Below are 23,467 nucleotides of genomic sequence, written 5' to 3'. Positions count from 1 at the left end.
TCCTATCGCGGCTTGCATCAGAAGCGCCAGATGACGTCGACGATGGCGCGGTGCATGTAATCGTCTACACCGCTGTGATACGCATCGCCCGGTTTGAACACGCCCGCACGCAGACGAATCAGTGCCGACGGTTCGTCGAACGACTGGCTTACCGCAGCCGGCAGCAGGCCTTGCTTGAAGTACTTGGTGACGACAAGGTCCATTTCCTGGCCCAGGTCCTTACGGCCGTCTTCGAGCGGCAGTGAGGCAAAAGTACTGACGCCATCGGAGTCGACATTTTCCTGAGCAGGGTTCACACCCGCGCCGCCGATACCCGAGTGGCCGTCAACGCGACGGAACTTGTGGTAGATCAAAGAGGCGTCGTATTCGTCCTGCATCTGCCAGGAAGCGAACAGCGAGCCGGACTCTACGTTGGCCATTTCGCCCTGGAACGCTTCGCCGAAACGATGCACGCGCGAGCGGGTACCGGTCCAGTTGGAGCGGTTGCTTTCAAGCCCGTTCTGCTCGTAGTTCTTGCTGGCGCGGGAGTAGGCGCCGCCTACCTGCCACATCGGGTCCAGACGGAAACGCAGGCCCAGGTCGGTCGCCCAGCCGTTGACGTTTTGGTTGTTCTTGTCACCTGCCACGTACTGATCGCCAACAGGGTCGTAAGTGGTGCCGATGCGGTCACGATCGCCCGTCAGCCAGGTCAGGCTGCCCCAATAGTTGACGGTGTTCAGGTTGCGATAGTTGTACGCATCGCTATTGGCCTGCAGACCCAGCCAGGTCAGGTCGCCACGGGTGGTCTTGTCCAGATCGTCGATGGCTTCACCCTGACTTTTCAGGCTGCCGCCGTCATGACTGTGGTGAGCACGAATGCCTGCCCATTGTCCTGGCGTCCACTGGTACTCCACGTCGCCATAGAGGTGCGAGCGATCTTTGTCCTGCGCCGACAGTTCGGTCAGGTCGGTGCGGTATTCACTGAAACGCTGTGCGGCGCCCACTTCTGCCTTGAGCAGGGTAGTGTCGAAGGTCCAGTTCACCGCTTCGATGTTGACATCGTGCCACTGGCCATCGTCATTACGCAGGCGCTGCCGACCGACTTTGAGTATCTCGCCAGGGTAGGGCGTGAAACCGCTATAGCCGATCCAGAACTCACGCAGCGCAGCATAACTGTCGTCAACCTTGCGGCTGTTGGAGGTACTGCGCGAACGCTGAGCGCTCTGACCGTTTGAGTCAGTGACCTGCTGATCCAGCGGATCGGTCTGAATGGTGTCGGTCGCGGTGACGACCTGGCCCATCGCGTAACCGCTCCAGTTGCCCCACTCGCCATATGCCCACGGGCGCAGATCCAGACCGACACCGTTGACGTCGCCACCGCTGCGGGTGCCGAGGTCACGGTCGTCTTCCATCTGGCCCGTCGCTTTGACTTCGATGCCGAAATTCTGAGTGTCGGTCAGGGCCGCCAGTGTCGGCGTGGCCCAGATCAGGGAGAAGCCCAGACCGAATCCGGCCGCCATCAGAGGGTTCAACTTAAGCTTCATAGAGGTGCGTCCCCGCCGTCTTTTTCTTCTTGCAGTGTCTGCAAGGCCAACGCGTTTTGAGCGGTTGTGCCGCGGACCTGCTGTTCTCGCTGGAGAAGGCTCTGCGCCTGGGCGCGCTTCTCAGGCGGCAATTGTTCGTTCAGTTGTTGCGCAAGATCCGTCGCTTGCGGCGTGCCTTGAGCCAGTGCCAGTTGGCCGAAGACCCAGGCGTTGACCGGATCAGGCTTGATACCTTTGCCTTGCGAGAACAACTGCGCGAGGGCGAAGTCGGCGCTGTTCTGGCCACCGCGTGCGGAGGTCAGCAGCTGGTCGACAGCTTTCTGCGGGTCTGGATGGCCCAGATAACCCCGACGATAAAGCTGACCCAGGTAGTAATGCGCGGAGATTTGCGTCGCAGCCGCCTTGGTCAGGTGCTCTTCGGCTTTCTTCGCATCCGGCAAGACCAGCTTGCCTTCGTAATACAGCTTGCCCAGCAACAGCTCGGCGCGCGGTTGATCCGCAGCACGGCCGTTGTCCAGGTATTCCATCATCTTGTTGACGTCACCCAGTTCGGGGAAGTCGTACAGCAATTGCGCCAGGCTGACCCATGAAGCGGGGTAACCGGGGGCAACTTTCTCCAGCAGCGATTGCGCGGTCTTCTCGTCCGGCTTGCCGAGGGTCGAATCCGCCAGCACGCGAGCGACGCTGTCGACCCGCATGGCAGGCACGCTGCCCATGGCGTAGCCGTTTTGCATCTGCTCGATCAGCGCAGCCTTTTTGTCGGCTTCGCCGCGTTTCTGGTAGACCGTCGCCAGCTCGGTGTAGCAAACGTCAGTGGTGCGCAGCGCTTGCTTGCAGATGCTTTCGACTTCACCCAGATGCTGGTCGTAGGTCCCTTGGGTGCGATACAGCAGCACCTGGGCCAGACCCGCTTCCGGATAACCGCCAGCGCGCCATTCGTTGATCTTCTGCTGCGCGTTCACGTTCGGGAACGTGTGCGGGTATTGCAGATAGAGCATCGCCAGGGGAATCAGCGTGCCGGCTTCGCCATTGGCGAAGGCCTTCTTCAACAGACCCTCGGCTTCACGTTGCTCGGCTTCGGTGGAGTTCGGCTTGACCGCCAGCAACTTGCCCAGGCGCGATTGCGCCCGGGGCGAAGTGGCTGCTGCAGCGCGATACGTCGCCTCGGCCTGCTTGATCAGCTCCGGATCACGGGTACCCACCTGGATATCCGCGAGGCCGACCTGTGCATCGCTATAGCCCAGGTCCGCCAGTTGCCGATAGTTTTGCTCCGCCATCGCGGTGTCGCCGCGTTTCAGGGCTTCGTTTGCCAGGCGCTGATCGGGCAGGCCGGCACAGCCGCCCAAACCGATAGCGATCGCCAGGCTCAACAATGTAGGGGCTGACAAGCTTCGTAGTGGGCTAGCCATGTTTAGAAACCTGCCGCCGTGGCTTTATCGATCAACCAGTTCAGCGACGGGCCACGAGTGCTCACCACTTCAACCGGGCGACCGGCCAGGTTGCTGTTGATGGCTTCGTCAGGCTGGATCTGAACGCGGATGTCGGAAGACAGGTCAGCAGGGCTCAGGGCCGTGGCGCTGACGATCTTGCCGCTGTGGTCGCCGTCTTCGCCAGCAACCTGGAAGGTCACGCGAGCGCCCGGCTGTACATCGGCGAACTGACGGTAGGTGAAGCGAGCATCGACATTGGCGGCAACGTTACGCGGGACCATCTGGAAGATCACTTGACCTTTGCTTGCGTACTGACCGTCGGCGACCAGTTGCTTGGCCACGACGCAATCGCACGGGCTGGTCATGGTGCCGGCCAGTTGACGACCGAACAGCTCTTCGATTTTGGCCGGCTGCATTTCGTCCGGGTCCAGGTTGCCTTTCAACATGTCCAGCATGCTGGTGTTGAAGGTCGCCAGAGGAGCACCTTTGGCGACATTGCCGTTCGGAGCGACCAGGCTGGTCACGGTGCCTTCGCGGGGCATCGTCACATCCAGGCTCGGCACGCTGACCAGGCCAGACGTGGAGTGGCTGACGAAATACATGCCGTAGACCGATTTGGCGACGAAGCCGAAAGCAATCAAACCGACGGCGAAGATACCGACGCTGAAGGTCACGGCGCGCAGACGACCGAAAGCGCTCAGGCCGCTGCCGCTGTCCTTGGATTTGCGTGCCTTGGTGAAGTTGTCGCGCTGCAGGGTCGCAAGCACTTCACCCATGCTGATGAGATCGCCCGACAGGTGCGATGTGATCAGGTGACGCAGGGTCGAGATGTCCTGGGTTTCCAGATTCTGGAACTGGCAGCCGACACGGCCGGTGCTCGAATCGATCGTGCGGACCTGCAGGGCCACGTCCATTGCCAGACCGAGGTTATCGATCAGGAACTGCAGGCGACCCTTGATGACCTCACCGACGCTTGGGCGCAGGTTGGCAGGAGCAACAAAGCTCAGACCGCCTGCAGAAAGGTCTTCGACACGCACCAGCGGAGCGTTCGGCTGACCATTGAGCAGTCGCAGTTTGGCCGGGATCTTGACCCGTGCGTGCTGACGCTGGGCTTCGGATTCATGTACGACATTGGCATTCACGGCTGTATTCATGGTGGTAATTCCTGATTAATCGAGTTGATCCATTGTTTCGGTCAGAGGCCCGGTCAGACCATTGTCAGCAGCACGGCAACGAAGATGCTGCCAGCCGAGAAAGTCATGGTCCGCGACGACCAGGTGTTGAACCAACCCTGGAAGCTGGCCATGTCGCGGCTCAGTTTTGTGTCCTGGCGGGTCCAGGACTGTCGGTCCAGACGGAAGAAGACGTAGATCTTCATCAGTGCGCCGACGATCTGGTTGTAATAGAGAATCATCGGATAGGCAGGACCGATCTTGTGTCCGCTGCAAGACAGCAGGAGCGTCAGGATCAGACGGGTGATGCCGATCCACAGCAGGTACGCCAGCAGGTATTCGATACCGAATTTCAGGCTCGCCAGCATGGCGACGGTCAGGCCGAGGATCGACGTCCACATCGACACGCGCTGATCGAACAGCACGATGCTGGTGAAGACGCCGAGACGACCAACGCCAAGACCCAACGCGCGGGAGTTCTGCCGAAGGTTGTTGCCGTACCAGCGGTACATCAGCTTGCGGCTGGCCTTCAGGAAGCTTTTTTCCGGCGGGTGCTCAACCGTGTTGATCGCGGCATCCGGCACGTAGAACGTGTCGTAGCCAAGGCGCATCAGGCTGAACCAGCTGGATTTGTCGTCGCCGGTCAGGAACTTGAAGCGGCCCAGACGCCAGTGCTGCAGCGAGTCGCTTTCCACGTCGGCGATGAACGCCGGGTCCGTCACCACGGTGGCGCGGAACACCGACATACGGCCGGTCATGGTCAGCACGCGCTTGGACAGCGCCATCGAGCACATGTTGATGTGGCGCTGAGCGAAACGCAGCTTGTGCCACTCGCTCATGATGTAGCCGCCACGTACTTCACAGAACTCGTTGGTGGTCAGGCCGCCGACGTTGCCGAACAGCTGGAACCACGGAACGGTTTTCTGCACCACGCCCTCAGCCAGAACGGTGTCGCCGTCGATCACCGCAACCACCGAGCGGTCGTCCGGCATGTGGCGGGAGATGGCGCGAAAACCGAACGCCAGACCATCACGCTTGCCGGTACCGGCGATGCGCACGAAGTCGAGCTTGACGTGCTCCGGCGGGTTGTACTTGGCCCACAGTGCCTTGACCAGCAGCTCGTCGGACATTTCCACCAGGGAGCACACGATGGTGGTCGGGAAGCCGCAGTTGATGGCTTCGCGGATCACCGAGCTGTACACCTGAGCGGTGGTCAGCGCATCGATACGAAAGCTGGTGACCATCAGGAACACGTGAGACGGATCGGCTGCCTTGCCCAGCTTGCGCACTTTACGGCGCAGGTGCGGGTAGACGATGTACAGGAAGATCATGCCGCGCACAAAGTGCGTTGCGCCCATCGAGTAGCGCCAGATGCCGACGATACCGATCAGGAAAATGAAATCTTTGGAATGCGAGTCAAACAGCGATGCAGGCAGCGCCATGGCAATGGCAGCCAGCAAAGTTAGATAAAACAGCCAACCTGCGGCCTGGAGGAAGCCGTGCTTCAGCCTTTGCATAGTGTGTATCCCTAAGTCAGTTGCAACCTCAAGCCGCAAGCTTCAAACCTCCCGTCGCAGGCGCTGACGCCTTGGACGGGAGGGATGAAGCCTGAAACTTGCAGCTCGTGGCTTGCAGCTCGCTGTGTGTTACCAGCAGATACCTTCGATTTGACCGTTTTCGGTGGTGGTGCCTTTCATGAAGCCCACCAGGTCAATGACACGCTTGCCGGCTGGCGCGTTGTTGGCGAGTGCACGGAAGCGCTCGTCGCGGTTACCCAGGATGATCACGTCGGAGTTGTTGATGACCGCGTCGAAGTCCGAGTTCAGCAGGGACGAAACGTGCGGGATCTTGGACTCGATGTAGTCTTTGTTGGCGCCGTGAACGCGAGCGTATTCGACGTTGCTGTCGAAGATGCTCAGGTCGTAGCCCTTGCCGATCAGCATTTCTGCCAGCTCGACCAGTGGGCTTTCGCGCAGGTCATCGGTGCCGGCCTTGAAGCTCAGACCCAGCAGGGCCACTTTGCGAGTGTTGCTGGCAGCGACGATGTCGAAAGCGTTCTGAACCTGGGAAACGTTGCTGCGCATCAGGGAGTTGAGCAGGGGAGCTTCAACGTCCAGGGTGCTGGCGCGGTAGGTCAGGGCGCGGACGTCCTTCGGCAGGCAGGAGCCGCCGAAAGCGAAGCCTGGGCGCATGTAGTACTGCGACAGGTTCAGAGCCTTGTCCTGGCAGACCACGTCCATCACTTCACGGCCGTCGACGCCGACTGCCTTGGCGATGTTGCCGATTTCGTTGGCGAAGGTGACCTTGGTCGCGTGCCATACGTTGCAGGTGTACTTGATCATCTCGGCAACGGCGATGTCCTTGCGGATGATCGGTGCGTCGAGTTCTTCGTACAAGGACTGCAGAACGTCACCGGACGCTGTGTCGAATTCGCCGATAACGGTCATCGGAGGATGGTCGTAGTCGGCGATCGCGGTGCTTTCACGCAGGAATTCAGGGTTTACCGCGACACCGAAGTCGACGCCGGCTTTCTTGCCCGAGCAGTCTTCGAGGATAGGGATAACAACGTTTGCGACGGTGCCCGGCAGAACGGTGCTGCGCACGACGATGGTGTGACGGGTGCTCTTGTCACGCAGTACGAAGCCGATTTCGCGGCAGACCGACTCAATGAAGTCCAGCTCCAGATCGCCGTTCTTCTTGCTTGGCGTGCCGACGCAGATCATCGACAGGTCAGTGTCGCGAATGGCTTCGGAGAAATCGGTGGTGCCGCGCAGCTTGCCGGTCTTGATGCCGGTTTCCAGCAACTCGCCCAGACCTGGCTCAACGATTGGCGACTTGCCTTTGTTGATCAGGTCGATCTTGGCGGCAGAGATGTCCACGCCAACAACATCATGACCACGCGCCGAGAGGCAGCCTGCGCAGACTGCACCGACATAGCCCAAACCAAAGATGCTGATACGCATAGTAATCTCCTCGATGTTTACGCCATTAGTTGGCCGAATATAAAAACTGTCTTACAACTTTCGCGCACTCGTACGCACGGCAAATGAATGTCGCGTGACAAGCACAGGCAGAATTAAGGGGTGAGTTACCTATATGAAAGGCAAACCCGAATGTTACAGATCAACAGTGTCGAGTGGCCCATACATATTTATATAGGTTCCCGATCTGGGATGTGGCAGGCACTCCAGCGGATGGTTTGCGCGTCATGCTCAGGCGGTCAAGGACAAGGCTTTTGGCCGTCTCCCGATGAATCAGCCCCGATTCACGACTGCGGGCACCCGAATGGTGCTAGCTCAATTCACTTCAACTAGTTTGGTGCGTGACTCCTTGTACGTACCACTTGACCCACGGGTCTAACTTCGTTGAGAAGCAACTTCCAGATCTGTCCATGTGCCATGTAAGAGATGTCCTACATGGGGGACGAGAATTGTTACGGGATGTAGGAGCGTGGGCATTCCCCATAAGTTCCGGGCCGCTCGTCCTCTTTTTGAGATTTTTCGTAACACTGAGCGGTTTAGGGCAGGTTCCGACGGGCTGGTGATCATGGTCCGAGCCTTAGTTTGTAAGGCTTTCGTCGGTATGAAGCCGGGAGTGACTATCGTTCAATCAGAGGGGCGAAAATCTGCAAAAAAAGTTGTTAAATTTTTGAGAAAAAAAGAACGCGTTAGATTTTGACTTTTAGTTGGCGCCAATTAGTCGGCAGCACTACCGTTCGTCCGCGCAAACTGTAGGTTATGAACTAAGTTAGTGTGGGAATTTGCGAACAACGTCACTGTTTTCTTTGCTTCCGGTTGGATGGATGGACGCATTCGAATGATGGGATCACGGCATGCACACTAAAATGGTGACACTTGTGTCTTGGGAAGTGCACCGAAGTAGGGATTGAATGCCGTCGCGTTGCCCGTCATGAAGTGGACACGGGCGACGCTGACTGGCGAACGTTCAGGGCGGTGCCGCTCAGGCGTCTTGCTCATCCCGCAGGAAAATAAGCTTGTCCGGAGAGGACTGCTCTTTGCTGTAGCGATAGCCGTGGGCATCGAACTGCATCAGGTCCTTGGGCTTGCTGATGCGCTCGGAAATCACGAAGCGAGCCATCATGCCCCGGGCCTTCTTGGCGTAGAAACTGATGATCTTGTACTGACCGTTTTTCTGGTCGCGGAACTCGGTTTCAATGACGCGGGCATTGAGTGCCGGACGCTTGACCGCTGAAAAGTATTCGTTCGACGCCAGGTTGAGCAGCACGTCGTCGCCTTGTTCTTTCAGCGCCTCGTTGAGCCATTCGCTGATGCGGTCGCCCCAGAATGCGTAAAGATCCTTGCCCCTTGCGTTCGCCAGCTTTGTACCCATTTCCAGCCGATAGGGTTGCATCAGGTCCAGAGGACGCAGCAGCCCATAAAGCCCGGACAACATACGCAAGTGCTTCTGGGCGTAAGTGAGATCAGCTGCGCTCAGGGTGTCGGCATCGAGACCGGTGTAGACGTCGCCCTTGAAGGCCAGCAGTGCCTGTTTGGCGTTTTCAGGCGTAAACGCCGGATTCCAGCTGCCGAAGCGGGCGGCGTTTAAGCCGGAGAGCTTGTCGGACAGGTGCATCAGCTCACCGATCTGTGCTGGCGTCAGGTCACGCAATTGGCTGATGAGCTCCTGGGAGTGATCCAGAAATTGCGGCTGGGTGTAGCGCTTGGTAGTAGGCGGCGTTTCGAAGTCGAGGGTTTTGGCTGGGGAAATCACCATCAGCATGGGCAGGGCTCCTTTGATCGTCGGGGGATTCTAGGGGTTGCGTGCGTATCACTCCAGCTATGGTGTCGATAGGCGCCATCCTACGGAAGCGGTGCCGGAATCCGGCATTCTGGTCCGAGGCAAATCCGCTATAGTGCCTCGCCGGTTTTCGGCCTTTTTATCAAGGATTGGGAGCACGTCGTGTTGCGCATGCTGGTATTGATTGGAGCCTGTTTATTGGGGCTCAACGCACAGGCGGCCACGGGCGAAATTGCGACGCTGGATCGCGCAGTCTGGCCGGAGGCACTGGAAACGCCGCAGCTGTTCGACGTCGCTTCGCGCGCGCAAATTCTCAGCTTCGCCCATCAGCTGCTGGAGAGCGAAAACCTCAGCGACGCCCAGCTGAGTGCGCGCCTGGGCCTGCGCCAGATCAACCTGCCGACGGTGAACCTGATCCGCACACGCTTATGGACGCGCCTGTTCGAGAACTGGACATTCGCTGAAAAAACCTGCGGAGCCGACGCGTCCTTCTGTGTACTGGTTGATGACGTGCCGATGCTGCGCCAGCGCGCCGCCGAGTACAAAGTGGCCGATGATTCCTTCTATGCGCAGTGGGCAGCGCCGGCCGATGCCTTCAACCAGCGTTACCTCAATGAACTGTTGCGCATGGCCGCCTTGTTCCCGCAGACCAGCAGCGAGATCGAGCGCTACAACTCCGACGAGCTCAGCGGCGAGGAAATGCCGGACCGGACCTTCCTGCTCAATTTCGAGAGTGGTCCGACCGTCGCCGATGGCGCCACCGACTGGCTGGCTGATTTCATGCGCCAGCAGAAAATCACCGCGACTTTCTTCGTTCTGGGCAAAAGCATCCAGAGTCGTCTGGACAGCACCTCGGCTCAGGCGCTGCAAAACGTCTACCGGCAGCAATGCGTCGGCTTGCAAGGCTGGGAGTTCAGGTCCCATGCCCACTGGCGCGACTGGCAAGACTCCATCGAGCGTACGGCCGCGCTGGTTCAGCAGGTGCTGCCGGACAATTTCGTGCCGCTGTTTCGCCCGCCTTACGGCCATCGTCGTGCCGACAGCGCGCCGTTCTTCCGGGATCAGCAGCTGCGTGTTTCGCTGTGGAACATCGATTCCCAGGACAGCACCGGACGCATCAGCGCCGAGCAGGCTGCCAATCGGGTGCTTACGCTGATGCTGCTGTGGCGGCGCGGGAACGTGGTGTTCCATGACAGCACGGACAAGGCGCAGCAGGCGGTGCCGTGGCTGATGGCGAACACCGCGCAAAGCGGCGTGATGTGGCAAGACTGCCATATTTATCCGCAGCAGTTGGCGGACGAAGAAGATGGGCCGGATGAGGAGGATGACACGCCAGGCGATGACGCCGCAGAAGAGCCTGTCGAGCAGCCGGGTGCAGCGGTTGAGCAGACAGTGCCGCCAGTGAAAGAAGGGGAATGACGAGGGGGGAGGTGGGAAATTTCTGAGGATTTGTCCCGGACCGGACTTCCGACTTTAAACGCGGCTGATCCATCCGCCAAGGCCTAATGTGCCCCTTGAGAAATAAACCTCAAAAAGCGCCGAAACGCGTTTTTATGTCATCGGTTTTGCGGTATTACGACAACAGACCGCCGAACCCTGCAACACAGGTGGCGTCATCCCAGACCCCACTTTGCGCAATTTTCTCCTGCCTCAAGGGGAAAGCCTCGGCGGCCTTTTCGTGGCGCAGCATCGCTGTGTGTTGCGTCACTTGGCTACTACAAAGGTGAGCGAGTATGGATGACCACGGACGCACCCCTTCCTCTAACCAGCCAATCCTCTACGTGCTCGATACCAACGTATTGATCCATGATCCAAACGCACTTCTGAATTTCGAAGAACATCACGTTGCACTTCCCATGACCGTCCTGGAAGAACTGGACAAGCTCAAGGCGGGCAAGCACTCGGTGGCTGCTGAATGTCGGCAGGCGATCCGGTTGATTGACAAGACACTCGGCGAAGCGACCCCGGAGGAGGTCGAAAAAGGCGTACCGATCGATCGCGGTACAGGCGTTTTCAAGGGTTATCTGTCCATCCTCATGAACAAGCGGCAAGAGCCCAACCGGGTCCTGCCTGACAACCTCAATGACAACATCATCATCAATCAGTTGATCGACCTGCATGCGCGGAAAAAGGACGCGCGCATCGTACTGGTCACCAAAGACATCAACATGCGCCTCAAGGCGCGGGCCTGCGGCATCGAGGCCGAGGATTACAGCACCGACCAACTGGTTGACGACGTGTCGATGCTGTCCCGCGGTTATCACAACATGACCGGCTCTTTCTGGGACCGGGTGAGCAAAGTCGATACCCGTCAGGATCACGGCCGTACCTGGCACAAAGTGCAGATGATCGAGCAGATTCCGTCTGTGCACATCAACGAGTTCATCATTGATGAGCAAGGCTTCGTCGGTTGGGTCAAAGGCGTCAAGCCTGACGAGCTGCTGTTGCTGGACATGCATCAAGAGCCGCTGCTGCACCAGGAAGCGTGGGGGCTGAAACCGCGCGACATTTATCAAGGGCTGGCGCTGTTCGCGCTGCTCGATCCGGATATTCATCTGGTCAACCTGTCCGGCGCGGCAGGTTCGGGCAAAACCATTCTCGCCCTGGCCGCGGCCATCGAGCAGACCATGGTCAGCAAGCGTTACCGCCGCATCATTGCCACCCGAAGCGTGCAGGGGCTCGACCAGGAGATTGGCTTTCTGCCCGGGACCGAGGCGGAAAAGATGGAACCCTGGCTTGGCGCGATCACCGACAACCTGGAAGCGTTGCACATGGATGACGAAAACACCCATGGCAGTGTCGATTACATCCTCAGCAAGGTGCCGCTGCAGTTTAAATCCCTCAACTACATTCGCGGTCGAAGCTTCCAGCAGAGCCTGATCCTGATCGATGAATGCCAGAACCTCACACCGCACCAGATGAAAACCATCATTACCCGTGCAGGCGCTGGTTCCAAGGTGGTCTGCCTGGGTAACCTGGCACAGATCGACACGCCTTATCTGTCGGCCACCAGCTCGGGGCTGACTTACCTGACGGAGCGTTTCAAGGACTTCCCCAACGGCGTGCACATCAGTCTGCAAGGTGTTCCACGCTCGATCCTGGCCGAATACGCGGAGAGCCATTTGTAACGTGGCAGCAGCTTCAAGCCTCTAGCCTCTAGCCGCAAGCTGCAAGCCGGCGTCCACTAACGGTCGTCAGCTTGTAGCTTGTAGCTTGCAGCTTGTAGCTTCTAGCCCTAACTCCCTACAATCCCCGCTCCTGTTCAGGAGTCATCCCGTGCTCACTCATCTCGATTCCCAAGGTCGCGCCCACATGGTCGACGTCACTGAAAAAGACGTGACGTTCCGTGAAGCCGTGGCCGAAGCGCGCGTGCGCATGCTGCCCGAAACCCTGCAAATGATTGTCGAGGGCGGTCATCCCAAAGGCGACGTGTTCGCCGTCGCGCGCATCGCCGGCATTCAGGCCGCGAAAAAAACCAGCGATCTGATTCCCCTTTGCCATCCGCTGATGCTCACCGGCGTAAAGGTCGAACTCACCGCCGAAAGTCCTGACACCGTGCACATCCTTGCCCGCTGCAAACTTTCCGGCCAGACCGGCGTGGAGATGGAAGCGCTGACCGCCGCCAGCATCGCGGCCCTGACCATCTACGACATGTGCAAGGCGGTGGACCGCGGCATGACCATCGAACACGTCCGGTTGCTTGAAAAGCTCGGTGGCAAAAGCGGACATTTCATCGCTGATGAGCAGGTGAGCGCCCAATGACCATTCACGTACAAGTCCAATATTTCGCGCGTTTTCGCGAAACCCTCGGCACCGAGAGCGAGAACCTCGAAGGCGCATTCGCCACCGTCGACGCGGTGCGCCAGCATCTGCTTGAGCGCGGTGGTGTGTGGGAAGTGCTGAGCGAGAAAGGCATCATGTGTGCCCGCAATCAGGAGCTGTGCTCGCTGGACACGGCTGTCGAGCCGGGCGATGAAGTGGCGTTCTTCCCGACCGTCACCGGAGGCTGATATGAGCGTGCGAGTGCAACCCGATGCGTTCGATCCGGGGGCTGAAGTCAACGCCATGCACGACGCCAACGTCGGCGTGGGTGCGGTGGTCAGCTTTGTCGGCTACGTGCGGGACTTCAACGATGGACGTGACGTGGCGGGGATGTTCCTTGAACACTATCCCGGCATGACCGAGAAAGCGCTGCTCAAGATCGTTGATGAAGCGCAGCAGCGCTGGCCCTTACTCAAGCTGGAAGTGATTCATCGGGTGGGCGAGTTGGAGCCGGGCGAGCCTATCGTGTTCGTCGCGGCCGCCAGCGCCCATCGCCAGGCCGCGTTCGAGGCCTGCGATTTCGTCATGGACTACCTGAAAACCCGCGCGCCGTTCTGGAAGAAGGAAAACACTTCAGAAGGACCGCGCTGGGTTGAGGGGCGCGACAGCGATCACAAGGCTGCGGATCGCTGGAAATAGGCCGAGGGCTCAGCCTTGGTAGCAGCGTGGCGTCATTCCGCCGCAGGAATCGCCCGCTGCACACGCACCACTGGCCGCAACAACACGGTTGGCGGCGTTTCGCAGCTGATCTTGCGACCCAGCTTCTCTTCGATCGACGGCAACTGATACGAATCGTCTTCACCAGCGAAACTGATGGACACGCCGTCCGCGCCAGCACGACCGGTCCGGCCGATGCGGTGTACGTAGTCGTCCGGTACTTCCGGCAGGGTGAAGTTGATTACGTGGCTGATGCCGTCGATGTGGATTCCGCGACCCGCCACGTCAGTGGCCACCAGCACACGAATCTTGCCTTCGCGGAAACCTTCCAGGGTCTTGATGCGCTTGTGCTGCGGCACGTCGCCTGACAACTGCGCAGCATTGATGCCGTCTCGCACCAGACGCTCTTCGATGCGTCGCACTTCATCCTTGCGGTTGGCGAAGACCATCACCCGCTCCCAACCGTGATCATTGATCAGGTTGAACAGCAACTTGTACTTGTCGGCGCCGGCGACGGCATAGATGTGCTGCTCGACCGTGTCACTGGCGACGTTCAGCGATTCGATCTCGACGATCGCAGGGTCCGTCGTCCACTGCTTGGCCAGGTTCATCACATCCTCGGTAAAGGTGGCGGAGAACAACAGCGTCTGGCGCTCGCCCTTGTGCGGGGTCTGGCGAATGATCGAGCGGACCTGAGGGATGAAGCCCATGTCGAGCATGCGGTCAGCTTCGTCCAGCACCATCACTTCAACCATGTCCAGATGCACTTCGCCGCGCTGGGCGAAGTCCAGCAGACGGCCTGGCGTGGCGACCAGGATGTCGCAGTGGCGGGCTTCGAGGTGCTTGAGCTGCTTGTCGAAATCCATGCCGCCGACGAACGTCATCACGTTGAGGTCGGTGTACTTGGTCAGCGCCTCGGCGTCCTTGGCGATCTGCACCACCAGCTCACGGGTGGGCGCAATGATCAGCGCACGGGGCTCACCCATGTAGCGCTCCTTCGGCGGAGGCGTCTGGGTCAACTGGGTAATGATGGAAATCAGGAAAGCGGCGGTCTTGCCAGTGCCGGTCTGGGCGCGGCCGATGGCATCGCGGCCTTTGAGGGTGTAACCCAGAACGCCCGCCTGGATAGGCGTGCAGTACGGGAAGCCCAGGTCCTGGATGGCGTGCATCAATTCAGGGGCGAGGGGGAAATCGTGGAAACGGGTTTTGCCTTCCTGGGGTTCGACGACGAAGTCTTCGGGTTTCCAGGGAATAACGACGGGCTTGGGTGCACGTTCGCGGCGCGGGCGTTCCGCCCTGGTGGGCGAAGTGACGGGCGGTGCAATGGCTGCCGAATGCTCTGGCATTGGCACGTGCACTTCTGCTGCTGACGGTTCCCGCGAGACGCTTTCGGTCTGGCGCTGGGGGACGGGAAGGGGGGCAGCAGGCGCGAGCGGCTCAGCCTCGCTTTTTCCGAACATCTTTTTAAGTGCTTTGAGCACGGTCATCTCATCGATTGATTTAGGAATGTACGCCGGGGAGTGTAAAGCAAGAACCCGGCGCGGCGTAGTGTCCTAGCAAATCCGCAACGTAATTGGAAGGATCAAATGAGTGGACTAGCGAAGCTTATCCGCGAGCCAGACACCTATGTCGGAAATTTCCTGCGGTAACACTTCGTGCTCCATTGGGTATTCCTGCCATGTCACGGTGACGCCCTGGGCCTTCAGATGCTCGTAAGCCGCTCGCCCCATGGCATGCAACACCACCGGGTCATTGCTGCCGTGCAAGCAATAGGCCGGGATGCGTTGCTGGCTGGCGGACAGGCTCATCTCGTCGCTGAATGTCGGTGCGTAGGTGGACAGCGCGAGCACGCCACCGAGGGGGCCTTCCCAACGCAGGAAGGCAGTGTGCAACACCACGGCGCCGCCCTGGGAGAACCCCGCCAGGAAGATTCGGGCCGGGTCGATGCCGCCGTCGCGTTGTTGTTCGATCAGCTTGATGACGCCTTGCGCTGAGGTTTCCAGCTGGTCGCTGTCGATGGCGCGGGCCGGGCTCATGGCCTTGATGTCATACCAGCTGGGCATTGCGTAGCCACCGTTGATGGTGACGGCACGGGTCGGCGCCTGGGGCAGGATGAACCGCGTGGTCTTCAGCGCCTTCTGCAGCATCTCGGCGACCGGCAGAAAATCATAGCGGTCAGCGCCCAGGCCGTGCAGCCAGATTACGCAGGCATCGACTGCCAATTCCGGCTCGATGATCAACGGTTCAGTCATGTGTGCTCCATTAGTGTGCGACGCCTCTGGCACAGCGCTTTAAGGCGGTGCGTCGGGTCGTGTGCGGATGTAGGAAAGATGTCGCAAGGTTACAAGTTTTGATCTTGACCTGTCGCTAATTCGACATTGCCAGCATGGTGGTACGGGCTTTGCTACACAACCCGCGGAGTGAAGGCGCTCACCCCGTGCGGTAACACTAATAGGCTATCAAGCAGACAGCCGAGTGTTGCGTCAGGGGCAGCAAGGAATCATCGAGCAGGATTCCCGGCACGATTCGCTTTGAACCTCGGGGTTCAAGGACATCATGGGGCTTCAGTCTGCAGGACTCGCAACAGGCCGAACACGGGATGACCAGATGCGTGGCGCCGGTGGCGGTAAACGGGTTCAACGTCGCATGACCCAAAAACAAGCCAGCACGGGTCATGAATGCCTCACAAGGGTGCGACGGGGCTAAGGCTCCTACACAACAAAGAGCAAACTGGAGGTTTGAATGAAGATGTTGAAATCCACCCTGGCTGTAGTGGCCGCCGCTGCAGCGCTCGGCCTGACCGGGTTCGCTCAAGCGGGTGCCAAGCTGGACGCCATTCAGAAGAAGGGCTTTATTCAGTGCGGCGTCAGTGACGGTCTGCCAGGCTTCTCGGTTCCGGACGCAAGCGGCAAGATCCAGGGCATCGACGCCGACTTCTGCCGCGCTGTGGCTGCTGCGGTATTCGGCGACGCGACCAAGGTCAAGTTCAGCCAGCTGAACGCCAAAGAGCGCTTCACCGCGCTGCAGTCCGGCGAAATCGACATCCTGTCGCGTAACACCACCTGGACCAGCTCCCGTGATGCGAGCATGGGTCTGGTCTTCCCGGGCTTCGTCACTTATTACGACGGCGTTGGCTTCCTCGCCAACAGCAAGCTGGGCGTGAAAAGTGCCAAGGAACTGGACGGCGCGACCATCTGTATTCAAGCCGGTACCACCACTGAGCTGAACGTGTCGGACTACTTCCGCGCCAACAACCTCAAGTACACCCCGATCACGTTCGACACCTCCGACGAAAGCGCCAAATCGCTGGAATCCGGTCGTTGCGACGTACTGACCTCCGACAAATCCCAGCTCTACGCACAGCGTTCCAAGCTGGCCTCGCCGAAGGATTACGTCGTTCTGCCTGAGACCATCTCCAAAGAACCGCTGGGCCCTGTTGTCGCCCGTGGCGATGAAGATTGGACCACGGTTGTTCGCTGGGTGGGCTACGCCTTGCTGAACGCGGAAGAAGCAGGCGTGACGTCGAAAAACGTTGAAGCCGAAGCCAAATCCACCAAGAACCCTGACGTGGCCCGCTTGCTGGGTGCCGACGGCGATTACGGTCCGCAGCTCAAGCTGAAAAAAGACTGGGTCGTGCAGATCGTCAAGCAAGTCGGTAACTACGGCGAGATCTTCGAGAAGAACCTGGGCGCAGCCACTCCTCTGGAGATCGCTCGCGGTCAGAACGCTCTGTGGAACGCTGGCGGCATTCAATACGCACCACCTGTGCGTTGATTGACCTGCGCCCGGCTGCGTGAATCGCAGCCGGGCGCTTTGTTGCATTTCTTCCGGGGCACTCCATGCAAAATCAAATCAGCGCACCCAAGCAGAGGCTCAGCCTCAGCGACCCTAAAGTGCGTGCGTGGCTATTTCAGATAATTACGGTTGTCGCCGTAGTCGCGATGGGTTGGTATCTGTTCGATAACACCCAGACCAACCTGCAACACCGGGGTATCACCTCAGGTTTCGGTTTCCTTGAAAACAGTGCCGGCTTCGGCATCGCGCAGCACCTGATTCCGTTTACGGAGTCGGACACCTACGCCCGGGTTTTCCTGATCGGATTGCTCAACACGCTGCTGGTGACATTCATCGGCGTGATCCTTGCGACCCTGCTGGGCTTCATCGTCGGCGTCGCGCGTCTGTCCAACAACTGGATCATCAACAAGCTGGCCACGGTTTACGTTGAAGTCTTCCGTAACATTCCGCCGCTGCTGCAGATCCTGTTCTGGTATTTCGCGGTGTTCCTGACCCTGCCAGGGCCGCGGGCTGCCCACGGCTTTCTCGGCTCGTTCTTCGTCAGCAGCCGTGGCCTGAACATGCCGGCCGCGATTGCCACCGATGCGGCATGGCCGTTCGTGATCAGCGTGGTGCTGGCCATTGTTGCCATCGTGTTCATGACCCGTTGGGCGAACAAGCGCTTCGAAGCCACGGGCGTACCGTTCCACAAGTTCTGGGCAGGCCTTGCGCTGTTCATCGTGATCCCGGCGCTCTGCGCGCTGATCTTCGGTGCGCCGGTGCACTGGCAACTGCCTGAGCTCAAGGGCTTCAACTTTGTCGGCGGCTGGGTATTGATTCCTGAACTGCTGGCGCTGACGTTGGCCCTGACGGTGTACACGGCGGCATTCATTGCCGAAATCGTGCGTTCGGGCATCAAGTCCGTGAGCCACGGCCAGACCGAAGCGGCACGTTCGCTGGGCCTGCGTCCAGGGCCGACACTGCGTAAGGTCATCATTCCCCAGGCGCTGCGGGTGATCATCCCGCCATTGACCAGCCAATACTTAAACCTGGCGAAGAACTCGTCGCTGGCCGCCGGTATCGGTTATCCGGAAATGGTTTCGCTGTTCGCCGGTACCGTGCTTAACCAGACCGGTCAGGCCATCGAAGTCATTGCCATCACCATGAGCGTGTACCTGGCGATCAGTATCAGCATTTCCCTGCTGATGAACTGGTACAACAAGCGCATTGCGCTGATCGAGCGGTGAGGAAACGCGCATGACATCCCATACTTTCAAACCCGACATGCCACCGCCGAGCAAAGTCTTCGGCCCCGTGGCATGGATGCGCCAGAACCTTTTCTCGAGCTGGATCAACACGCTGTTGACCCTGTTCGCGATCTACCTGATCTGGCTGGTTGTTCCACCGCTGCTGAGTTGGGCCATCTTCGATGCCAACTGGGTCGGTACCACGCGCGAAGACTGCACCAAGGCCGGCGCCTGCTGGGTGTTCATCGAACAGCGCTTCGGCCAGTTCATGTACGGCTACTACCCGCAGGCACTACGCTGGAGGGTTGATCTGACCGTCTGGCTGGCGATCATCGGCGTCGCGCCGCTGTTCATCAAAGTGATGCCGCGCAAGGCGATCTACGGTCTGTCGTTCCTGTTCATCTACCCGATCGTCGCGTACTTCCTGCTGCACGGCGGCGTGTTCGGCCTGGACCAGGTCGCCACCAATCAGTGGGGCGGCTTGATGCTGACCCTGGTGATCGCCACGGTGGGTATCGCCGGCGCATTGCCGCTGGGCGTGGTGCTGGCACTGGGACGTCGCTCCGAGATGCCGGCCATTCGCGTGTTATGCGTGACGTTCATCGAGTTCTGGCGAGGCGTTCCATTAATCACTGTGTTGTTCATGTCTTCGGTGATGCTGCCGCTGTTCCTGCCTGAAGGCATGAACTTCGACAAATTGCTGCGTGCGTTGATCGGCGTGATCCTGTTCCAGTCGGCGTACGTGGCCGAGGTGGTTCGAGGCGGCATGCAGGCCATTCCCAAGGGTCAGTACGAAGCGGCTGCGGCCATGGGCCTGGGCTACTGGCGCCGCATGGGCCTGGTGATTCTGCCGCAAGCCCTGAAGATGGTCATTCCGGGTCTGGTCAACACCGTGATCGCGTTGTTCAAGGACACCAGCCTTGTGATCATCATCGGCCTGTTCGACCTCCTCAACAGCGTCAAACAAGCTGCCGCCGACCCCAAGTGGCTCGGCATGGCGACCGAGGGTTACGTGTTCGCGGCCCTGGTGTTCTGGATCTTCTGTTTCGGCATGTCCCGCTACTCCATGCATTTGGAGCGTAAGTTGGACACAGGCCACAAGCGTTAGGAGTTTTGTGATGAGTGAAGCTATCAGTAAGCCTCTGGGCGCCGAAGGCATGATCCGGATGGAAGGCGTACACAAGTGGTACGGCCAGTTCCACGTGTTGAAAGACATCAACCTGAACGTACGTCAGGGCGAGCGCATTGTGTTGTGCGGCCCGTCGGGTTCGGGCAAGTCGACGACCATCCGTTGCCTCAACCGTCTGGAGGAGCACCAGCAGGGTCGCATCGTGGTCGATGGCACCGAGCTGACTTCGGACCTGAAGCAGATCGAGACGATTCGTCGCGAAGTCGGCATGGTGTTTCAGCACTTCAACCTGTTCCCGCACCTGACCATCCTGCAGAACTGCACGCTGGCGCCAATGTGGGTGCGCAAGATGCCCAAGCGCAAGGCCGAAGAAATCGCCATGCATTATTTGGAGCGGGTGCGTATTCCCGAGCAAGCGCATAAATATCCGGGCCAGCTCTCCGGCGGTCAGCAACAGCGTGTGGCGATTGCCCGCGCGCTGTGCATGAAGCCGAAGATCATGCTGTTCGACGAGCCGACCTCGGCCCTCGATCCGGAAATGGTGAAAGAGGTGCTCGACACCATGGTCGGCCTGGCGGAAGAGGGCATGACCATGCTCTGCGTGACCCACGAGATGGGTTTCGCCCGGACCGTCGCCAACCGCGTGATCTTCATGGACAAAGGCGAGATCGTCGAACAAGCCGCGCCGAACGACTTCTTCGATAATCCGCAAAGCGACCGTACAAGGCTGTTCCTCAGCCAGATCCTGCACTGAGTCAGCAGCCGCAACACAAAGAGCCCGGGCCTAGTGCCCGGGTTTTTACTTTGTGGGAGCAAGCTTGCTCGCGAAGACGGACGTCATCATATGAGGAGTGGGCGGGTACTCCACCGCAAAACTGTACCCAATCCTCGTAAAACTTGTGTTCTCTGCCGATCTCCAACAGGATTACTCCTTTGCGCAATGCGCTGTTACATCCTCCTGCCCCCACGAGAATCCCATGACGACCAAGGCGCCGACGGCGAGCAGTTCCCGTTCCAATGCTTCGACTCCCCATGAAATTGACAAACTGCTGATCGACGCGGAAGCGGATGACGAGCAAGTGCAGCAGCAACATCCTGTGCTCAAGCGCCCGTGGTTCCTGTTATTAGGCCTGGTACTGGTGGCGCTGAATCTGCGTCCGGCGTTGTCGAGCATGGCGCCGTTGTTGAGTGAGGTGTCACGAAGCCTGGGACTTTCTGCGGCCACGGCCGGATTGCTGACCACGCTGCCGGTGTTGTGCCTGGGCCTGTTCGCGCCCCTTGCGCCGATCCTTGCGCGGCGATTCGGCAGTGAGCGCGTGGTACTCGGCATTCTGCTGACCTTGGCCTGCGGCATCATTCTGCGCAGCTCGTTGGGCGAGTTCGGTCTGTTCGCCGGCAGCATCATGGCTGGCGCCAGCATCGGCATTATCGGGGTTCTGCTTCCCGGCATCGTCAAACGTGACTTCGCCAGGCAGGCCGGTGCCATGACGGGCGTTTACACCATGGCGCTGTGCCTGGGCGCCGCCGTTGCGGCCGGCTCCACGGTTCCGTTGAGCGAGGCGCTGGGTAACGGCGACGGCCGCGACTGGACACTGGGCCTGGGTTTCTGGATCGCCCCGGCAATTCTTGCTGCAATCTTTTGGTGGCCGCAGACGCGTCAACGTCATGGCCAGCATCAGGTGGCTTATCGGGTACGCGGTTTGCGCCGCGATCCTCTGGCCTGGCAAGTCACCCTTTATATGGGCCTGCAGTCCTCACTGGCCTACATCGTGTTCGGCTGGCTGCCGTCGATCCTGATCGGGCGAGGACTGACTGCCGTTGACGCCGGCCTGCTGTTGTCCGGTTCGATCATGGTGCAATTGGTCAGCTCGCTGACCGCGCCGTGGCTGGCCACTCGCGGCAAGGATCAGCGCATCGCCATTGTGCTGGTGATGCTGCTGACACTGGCCGGTCTGTTCGGCTGCCTGTATGCGCCACTTGAACAGTTATGGGGCTGGGCCGTGGTGCTCGGCGTGGGGCAGGGCGGCACGTTCAGCCTGGCATTGACCCTGATCGTGTTGCGCTCGCGGGACTCACATGTCGCCGCCAACCTGTCGAGCATGGCCCAAGGCTTCGGCTACACCCTGGCGTCGCTCGGACCTTTCGCGGTCGGCGTCGTGCATGACTGGACCGGAAACTGGAACTCGGTGGGCTGGATCTTCGGCATCATCGGCATCGCCGCGATCATCGCTGGTCTGGGCGCCGGGCGCGCGCTGTACGTGGGCGTGACCAGCGAGAAAGTCTGAGGGCCGGCATTTCTCTTGCGAATGCCCGTGGCATAACGCGCTGCGGCCGCTTATCGTGCAGGCATCCTATATCCATGGACGGCGTTCCCATGAGCGAGACCTTTACTAGCGAACACAACAGCGCGGTGATCACGCGCTTCTACGAGGCGTTCAGCCGCCTCGACGCCGAGGCGATGGCTGCGTGCTACAGCGAGGACGTGGTGTTCTCCGACCCGGTGTTTGGCGAGTTGCACGGGCGGGATGCCGGCGACATGTGGCGCATGCTGACCTCCCGGGCCCGTGACTTTTCGGTGGTGTTCGATCACGTTCGTGCCGATGCCACAACTGGCGCGGCGCACTGGGTCGCGACCTACCTGTTCAGCCAGACCGGCCGCACGGTGGTCAACGACATTCAGGCGCGGTTTGTTTTTCGCGACGGCAAAATCTGCGAGCACCACGATCAGTTTGACCTGTGGCGATGGGCGCGGCAGGCGCTGGGCACGAGGGGCCTGTTGCTGGGCTGGACGCCGTTGCTGCGCGCAAAGGTTCGTCGTCAGGCAACTGAAGGGCTGAGCAAATTCCGCCAGGCGCGATGACCTGGCGGGTTTGATTCGCTTACTGCGGCTCACTCACGGCCTGATCCGAACTGCGATAAATGAACGTGGCGTTTTGCGTCTCATCGCGTGGCAGACCGATCTCGATGATCGGGACGATGCGTCCAACGGTTGTGTGGTAATCCGTCTGGTCATATCGGGCCTGCTCCAGGCCGCCTGGCATCCCCCTGATATAGAAAAACGACTGAATGGGCACGCCGTTACTTTGCGTCTCGTCCCAGGCCTGGATCACCATTTCGTTCCACGGGAAAGGCTCGCCGTTGAGTAAACGCATCGCTTTGAGGTTCTCCATAAACTCGCGCGCTGCAGCTCCGTCACGGGATGTGTGCATGTCGAACGCACATTGGCTGAAATAGCGCTCCGCCGGGTTTCCGGGGGTGCGCTGGTAGTTGACGATCCAGTCCTCGGCGCTTCGAATGCCTTGCTCGTGGCAGAAGGTTTCCACCTGCGCGGTCTGTTGGTTGTCGCCGCAGCCTCCCTGGTCACGGGTCCAGCTGTCGCCATCGGTAGGAAACGCACACAGGACCCTGTATTGCAGAGTATCCGCTGGCCGGTTGCTGACCGGCGCCAGGCTATAGCCACTGCGTGCATCCTCCGCCAGACTGCTGATGGGAGCGTCGGCCCGGAGGAAAGAGAACGCCACTCCTCCCTTGGCTTTTGAGTTCGGACTGTGTTCCCACGAATGGTAAGCGGGTGAGGGCCGAGTGGACCGCAGGAAAATGCCCGAGCAGACGAACGCTGGCGACTGCGCTCCGCATGACTCTCGTGTGTCGTGGTACTGGCGAGTCATCGCCCTCGCGGTGTTTTCCCCCTCGCTGGCTTGCACCGAACCGATGTTGAATGCAACTGCGGCGAGGGTGCCGGTGATAGATAATGCCTTGAACATGTCGAATGGCTCCGTCCTTGGAATGAGTGATGAGCTTACTGATCTCGGATGGGGCAATGCTGTAGGCAACGCGCATTTTGGATAAGGCGTTGTTGGATTGAGTGCGTAGGTTCGTGGCCCTTGCCGTTGTTGGTTGGCGTCCATTCCGGGAAGGTCGACGGTAGGAAACTTCCTGTGTACCCTCCGCCAAA

The 23,467-nt window shown here is 59.6% G+C and carries 19 protein-coding genes and 1 pseudogene; 11 read left to right on the top strand and 9 right to left on the bottom strand.

The features are described 5' to 3' along the window. Positions 1-17: 17 nt before the first annotated feature. The 6 genes from FX982_RS03435 to yaaA form a co-directional block, all read right to left on the bottom strand. The gene (locus FX982_RS03435) at positions 18-1,523 is read right to left on the bottom strand and encodes an alginate export family protein (RefSeq protein ID WP_172609649.1); all 1,506 of its coding nucleotides are present in this window, start codon (positions 1,521-1,523) and stop codon (positions 18-20) included. After that, positions 1,520-2,932, bottom strand: coding sequence for an alginate biosynthesis TPR repeat lipoprotein AlgK (gene algK / locus FX982_RS03430; protein ID WP_172609648.1), 1,413 nt, complete (start codon positions 2,930-2,932; stop codon positions 1,520-1,522). Before algK ends, FX982_RS03435 begins: the two co-directional genes overlap by 4 nt. Positions 2,933-2,934: 2 nt before the next feature. Further along, on the bottom strand, positions 2,935-4,107 hold the full coding sequence (locus FX982_RS03425) for a PilZ domain-containing protein (RefSeq protein WP_172609647.1): 1,173 nt from the start codon (positions 4,105-4,107) through the stop codon (positions 2,935-2,937). 53 nt (positions 4,108-4,160) lie between these two features. Then, positions 4,161-5,642, bottom strand: a complete 1,482-nt coding sequence (gene alg8, locus FX982_RS03420; RefSeq protein WP_172609646.1) for a mannuronan synthase — start codon at positions 5,640-5,642, stop codon at positions 4,161-4,163. A 129-nt stretch (positions 5,643-5,771) separates the two neighbouring features. Continuing rightward, on the bottom strand, positions 5,772-7,088 hold the full coding sequence (locus FX982_RS03415) for a nucleotide sugar dehydrogenase (RefSeq protein WP_122535847.1): 1,317 nt from the start codon (positions 7,086-7,088) through the stop codon (positions 5,772-5,774). Between the two features lie 997 nt (positions 7,089-8,085). Beyond that, positions 8,086-8,865 (bottom strand): peroxide stress protein YaaA, encoded by a 780-nt coding sequence (yaaA, locus tag FX982_RS03410; RefSeq protein ID WP_172609645.1) that lies wholly within the window; start codon positions 8,863-8,865, stop codon positions 8,086-8,088. Between the two features lie 183 nt (positions 8,866-9,048). Between yaaA and FX982_RS03405 the strand changes: the two genes are divergently transcribed. The 5 genes from FX982_RS03405 (at position 9,049) to moaE (ending at position 13,344) form a co-directional block, all read left to right on the top strand. After that, complete coding sequence (locus FX982_RS03405; protein ID WP_172612968.1) at positions 9,049-10,302, top strand: polysaccharide deacetylase family protein; 1,254 nt, start codon at positions 9,049-9,051, stop codon at positions 10,300-10,302. 314 nt (positions 10,303-10,616) lie between these two features. Beyond that, the gene (locus tag FX982_RS03400; RefSeq protein ID WP_172609644.1) at positions 10,617-12,011 is read left to right on the top strand and encodes a PhoH family protein; all 1,395 of its coding nucleotides are present in this window, start codon (positions 10,617-10,619) and stop codon (positions 12,009-12,011) included. Positions 12,012-12,159: 148 nt separating this feature from the next. Then, the gene (moaC, locus tag FX982_RS03395; protein ID WP_172609643.1) at positions 12,160-12,645 is read left to right on the top strand and encodes a cyclic pyranopterin monophosphate synthase MoaC; all 486 of its coding nucleotides are present in this window, start codon (positions 12,160-12,162) and stop codon (positions 12,643-12,645) included. A 2-nt stretch (positions 12,646-12,647) separates the two neighbouring features. After that, positions 12,648-12,893 (top strand): MoaD/ThiS family protein, encoded by a 246-nt coding sequence (locus tag FX982_RS03390; protein WP_172612967.1) that lies wholly within the window; start codon positions 12,648-12,650, stop codon positions 12,891-12,893. Position 12,894: 1 nt separating this feature from the next. Continuing rightward, positions 12,895-13,344: a molybdopterin synthase catalytic subunit MoaE gene (gene moaE, locus FX982_RS03385; protein WP_172609642.1), complete on the top strand. Its 450-nt coding sequence runs from the start codon at positions 12,895-12,897 to the stop codon at positions 13,342-13,344. 32 nt (positions 13,345-13,376) lie between these two features. Here the strand turns inward: moaE and rhlB are convergent. Both rhlB and FX982_RS03375 read right to left on the bottom strand, forming a co-directional pair. Further along, positions 13,377-14,660 (bottom strand): annotated as a pseudogene (gene rhlB / locus FX982_RS03380) (ATP-dependent RNA helicase RhlB); the annotation flags it as partial. Positions 14,661-14,957: 297 nt separating this feature from the next. Beyond that, on the bottom strand, positions 14,958-15,614 hold the full coding sequence (locus FX982_RS03375) for an alpha/beta hydrolase (RefSeq protein ID WP_172609640.1): 657 nt from the start codon (positions 15,612-15,614) through the stop codon (positions 14,958-14,960). A gap of 490 nt (positions 15,615-16,104) precedes the next feature. Between FX982_RS03375 and FX982_RS03370 the strand changes: the two genes are divergently transcribed. The 6 genes from FX982_RS03370 (at position 16,105) to FX982_RS03345 (ending at position 22,372) form a co-directional block, all read left to right on the top strand. Next, positions 16,105-17,136, top strand: coding sequence for an amino acid ABC transporter substrate-binding protein (locus FX982_RS03370; protein ID WP_172609639.1), 1,032 nt, complete (start codon positions 16,105-16,107; stop codon positions 17,134-17,136). 65 nt (positions 17,137-17,201) lie between these two features. Beyond that, positions 17,202-18,383 carry an amino acid ABC transporter permease gene (locus tag FX982_RS03365; RefSeq protein WP_172609638.1) on the top strand — a complete coding sequence of 394 codons (1,182 nt, stop codon included), beginning with the start codon at positions 17,202-17,204 and terminating at the stop codon, positions 18,381-18,383. Between the two features lie 10 nt (positions 18,384-18,393). Beyond that, on the top strand, positions 18,394-19,491 hold the full coding sequence (locus tag FX982_RS03360) for an amino acid ABC transporter permease (protein ID WP_172609637.1): 1,098 nt from the start codon (positions 18,394-18,396) through the stop codon (positions 19,489-19,491). 10 nt (positions 19,492-19,501) lie between these two features. Continuing rightward, complete coding sequence (locus FX982_RS03355) at positions 19,502-20,266, top strand: amino acid ABC transporter ATP-binding protein (RefSeq protein ID WP_037014923.1); 765 nt, start codon at positions 19,502-19,504, stop codon at positions 20,264-20,266. Between the two features lie 223 nt (positions 20,267-20,489). Then, positions 20,490-21,797, top strand: coding sequence for a CynX/NimT family MFS transporter (locus tag FX982_RS03350; protein ID WP_172609636.1), 1,308 nt, complete (start codon positions 20,490-20,492; stop codon positions 21,795-21,797). An 89-nt stretch (positions 21,798-21,886) separates the two neighbouring features. Beyond that, positions 21,887-22,372: a nuclear transport factor 2 family protein gene (locus FX982_RS03345; RefSeq protein WP_172609635.1), complete on the top strand. Its 486-nt coding sequence runs from the start codon at positions 21,887-21,889 to the stop codon at positions 22,370-22,372. Between the two features lie 19 nt (positions 22,373-22,391). Here the strand turns inward: FX982_RS03345 and FX982_RS03340 are convergent, their stop codons facing one another. Next, positions 22,392-23,276, bottom strand: a complete 885-nt coding sequence (locus FX982_RS03340) for a hypothetical protein (protein WP_172609634.1) — start codon at positions 23,274-23,276, stop codon at positions 22,392-22,394. Positions 23,277-23,467 lie beyond the last annotated feature (191 nt).

Source organism: Pseudomonas graminis, from assembly GCF_013201545.1.
Classification (GTDB): domain Bacteria; phylum Pseudomonadota; class Gammaproteobacteria; order Pseudomonadales; family Pseudomonadaceae; genus Aquipseudomonas.
Note: the sequence above shows the minus strand (reverse complement) of the source record. Positions and strands in the feature narration are given on the sequence as shown.

Bases quoted from the DNA above. Each gene is read 5' to 3' on its own strand.
- FX982_RS03435 (WP_172609649.1), bottom strand. From the start codon at position 1,523: ATGAAGCTTAAGTTGAACCCTCTGATGGCGGCCGGATTCGGTCTGGGC.
- algK (WP_172609648.1), bottom strand. From the start codon at position 2,932: ATGGCTAGCCCACTACGAAGCTTGTCAGCCCCTACATTGTTGAGCCTG.
- FX982_RS03425 (WP_172609647.1), bottom strand. From the start codon at position 4,107: ATGAATACAGCCGTGAATGCCAATGTCGTACATGAATCCGAAGCCCAG.
- alg8 (WP_172609646.1), bottom strand. From the start codon at position 5,642: ATGCAAAGGCTGAAGCACGGCTTCCTCCAGGCCGCAGGTTGGCTGTTT.
- FX982_RS03415 (WP_122535847.1), bottom strand. From the start codon at position 7,088: ATGCGTATCAGCATCTTTGGTTTGGGCTATGTCGGTGCAGTCTGCGCA.
- yaaA (WP_172609645.1), bottom strand. From the start codon at position 8,865: ATGCTGATGGTGATTTCCCCAGCCAAAACCCTCGACTTCGAAACGCCG.
- FX982_RS03400 (WP_172609644.1), top strand. From the start codon at position 10,617: ATGGATGACCACGGACGCACCCCTTCCTCTAACCAGCCAATCCTCTAC.
- moaE (WP_172609642.1), top strand. From the start codon at position 12,895: ATGAGCGTGCGAGTGCAACCCGATGCGTTCGATCCGGGGGCTGAAGTC.
- FX982_RS03375 (WP_172609640.1), bottom strand. From the start codon at position 15,614: ATGACTGAACCGTTGATCATCGAGCCGGAATTGGCAGTCGATGCCTGC.
- FX982_RS03370 (WP_172609639.1), top strand. From the start codon at position 16,105: ATGAAGATGTTGAAATCCACCCTGGCTGTAGTGGCCGCCGCTGCAGCG.
- FX982_RS03365 (WP_172609638.1), top strand. From the start codon at position 17,202: ATGCAAAATCAAATCAGCGCACCCAAGCAGAGGCTCAGCCTCAGCGAC.
- FX982_RS03360 (WP_172609637.1), top strand. From the start codon at position 18,394: ATGACATCCCATACTTTCAAACCCGACATGCCACCGCCGAGCAAAGTC.
- FX982_RS03355 (WP_037014923.1), top strand. From the start codon at position 19,502: ATGAGTGAAGCTATCAGTAAGCCTCTGGGCGCCGAAGGCATGATCCGG.
- FX982_RS03350 (WP_172609636.1), top strand. From the start codon at position 20,490: ATGACGACCAAGGCGCCGACGGCGAGCAGTTCCCGTTCCAATGCTTCG.
- FX982_RS03345 (WP_172609635.1), top strand. From the start codon at position 21,887: ATGAGCGAGACCTTTACTAGCGAACACAACAGCGCGGTGATCACGCGC.
- FX982_RS03340 (WP_172609634.1), bottom strand. From the start codon at position 23,276: ATGTTCAAGGCATTATCTATCACCGGCACCCTCGCCGCAGTTGCATTC.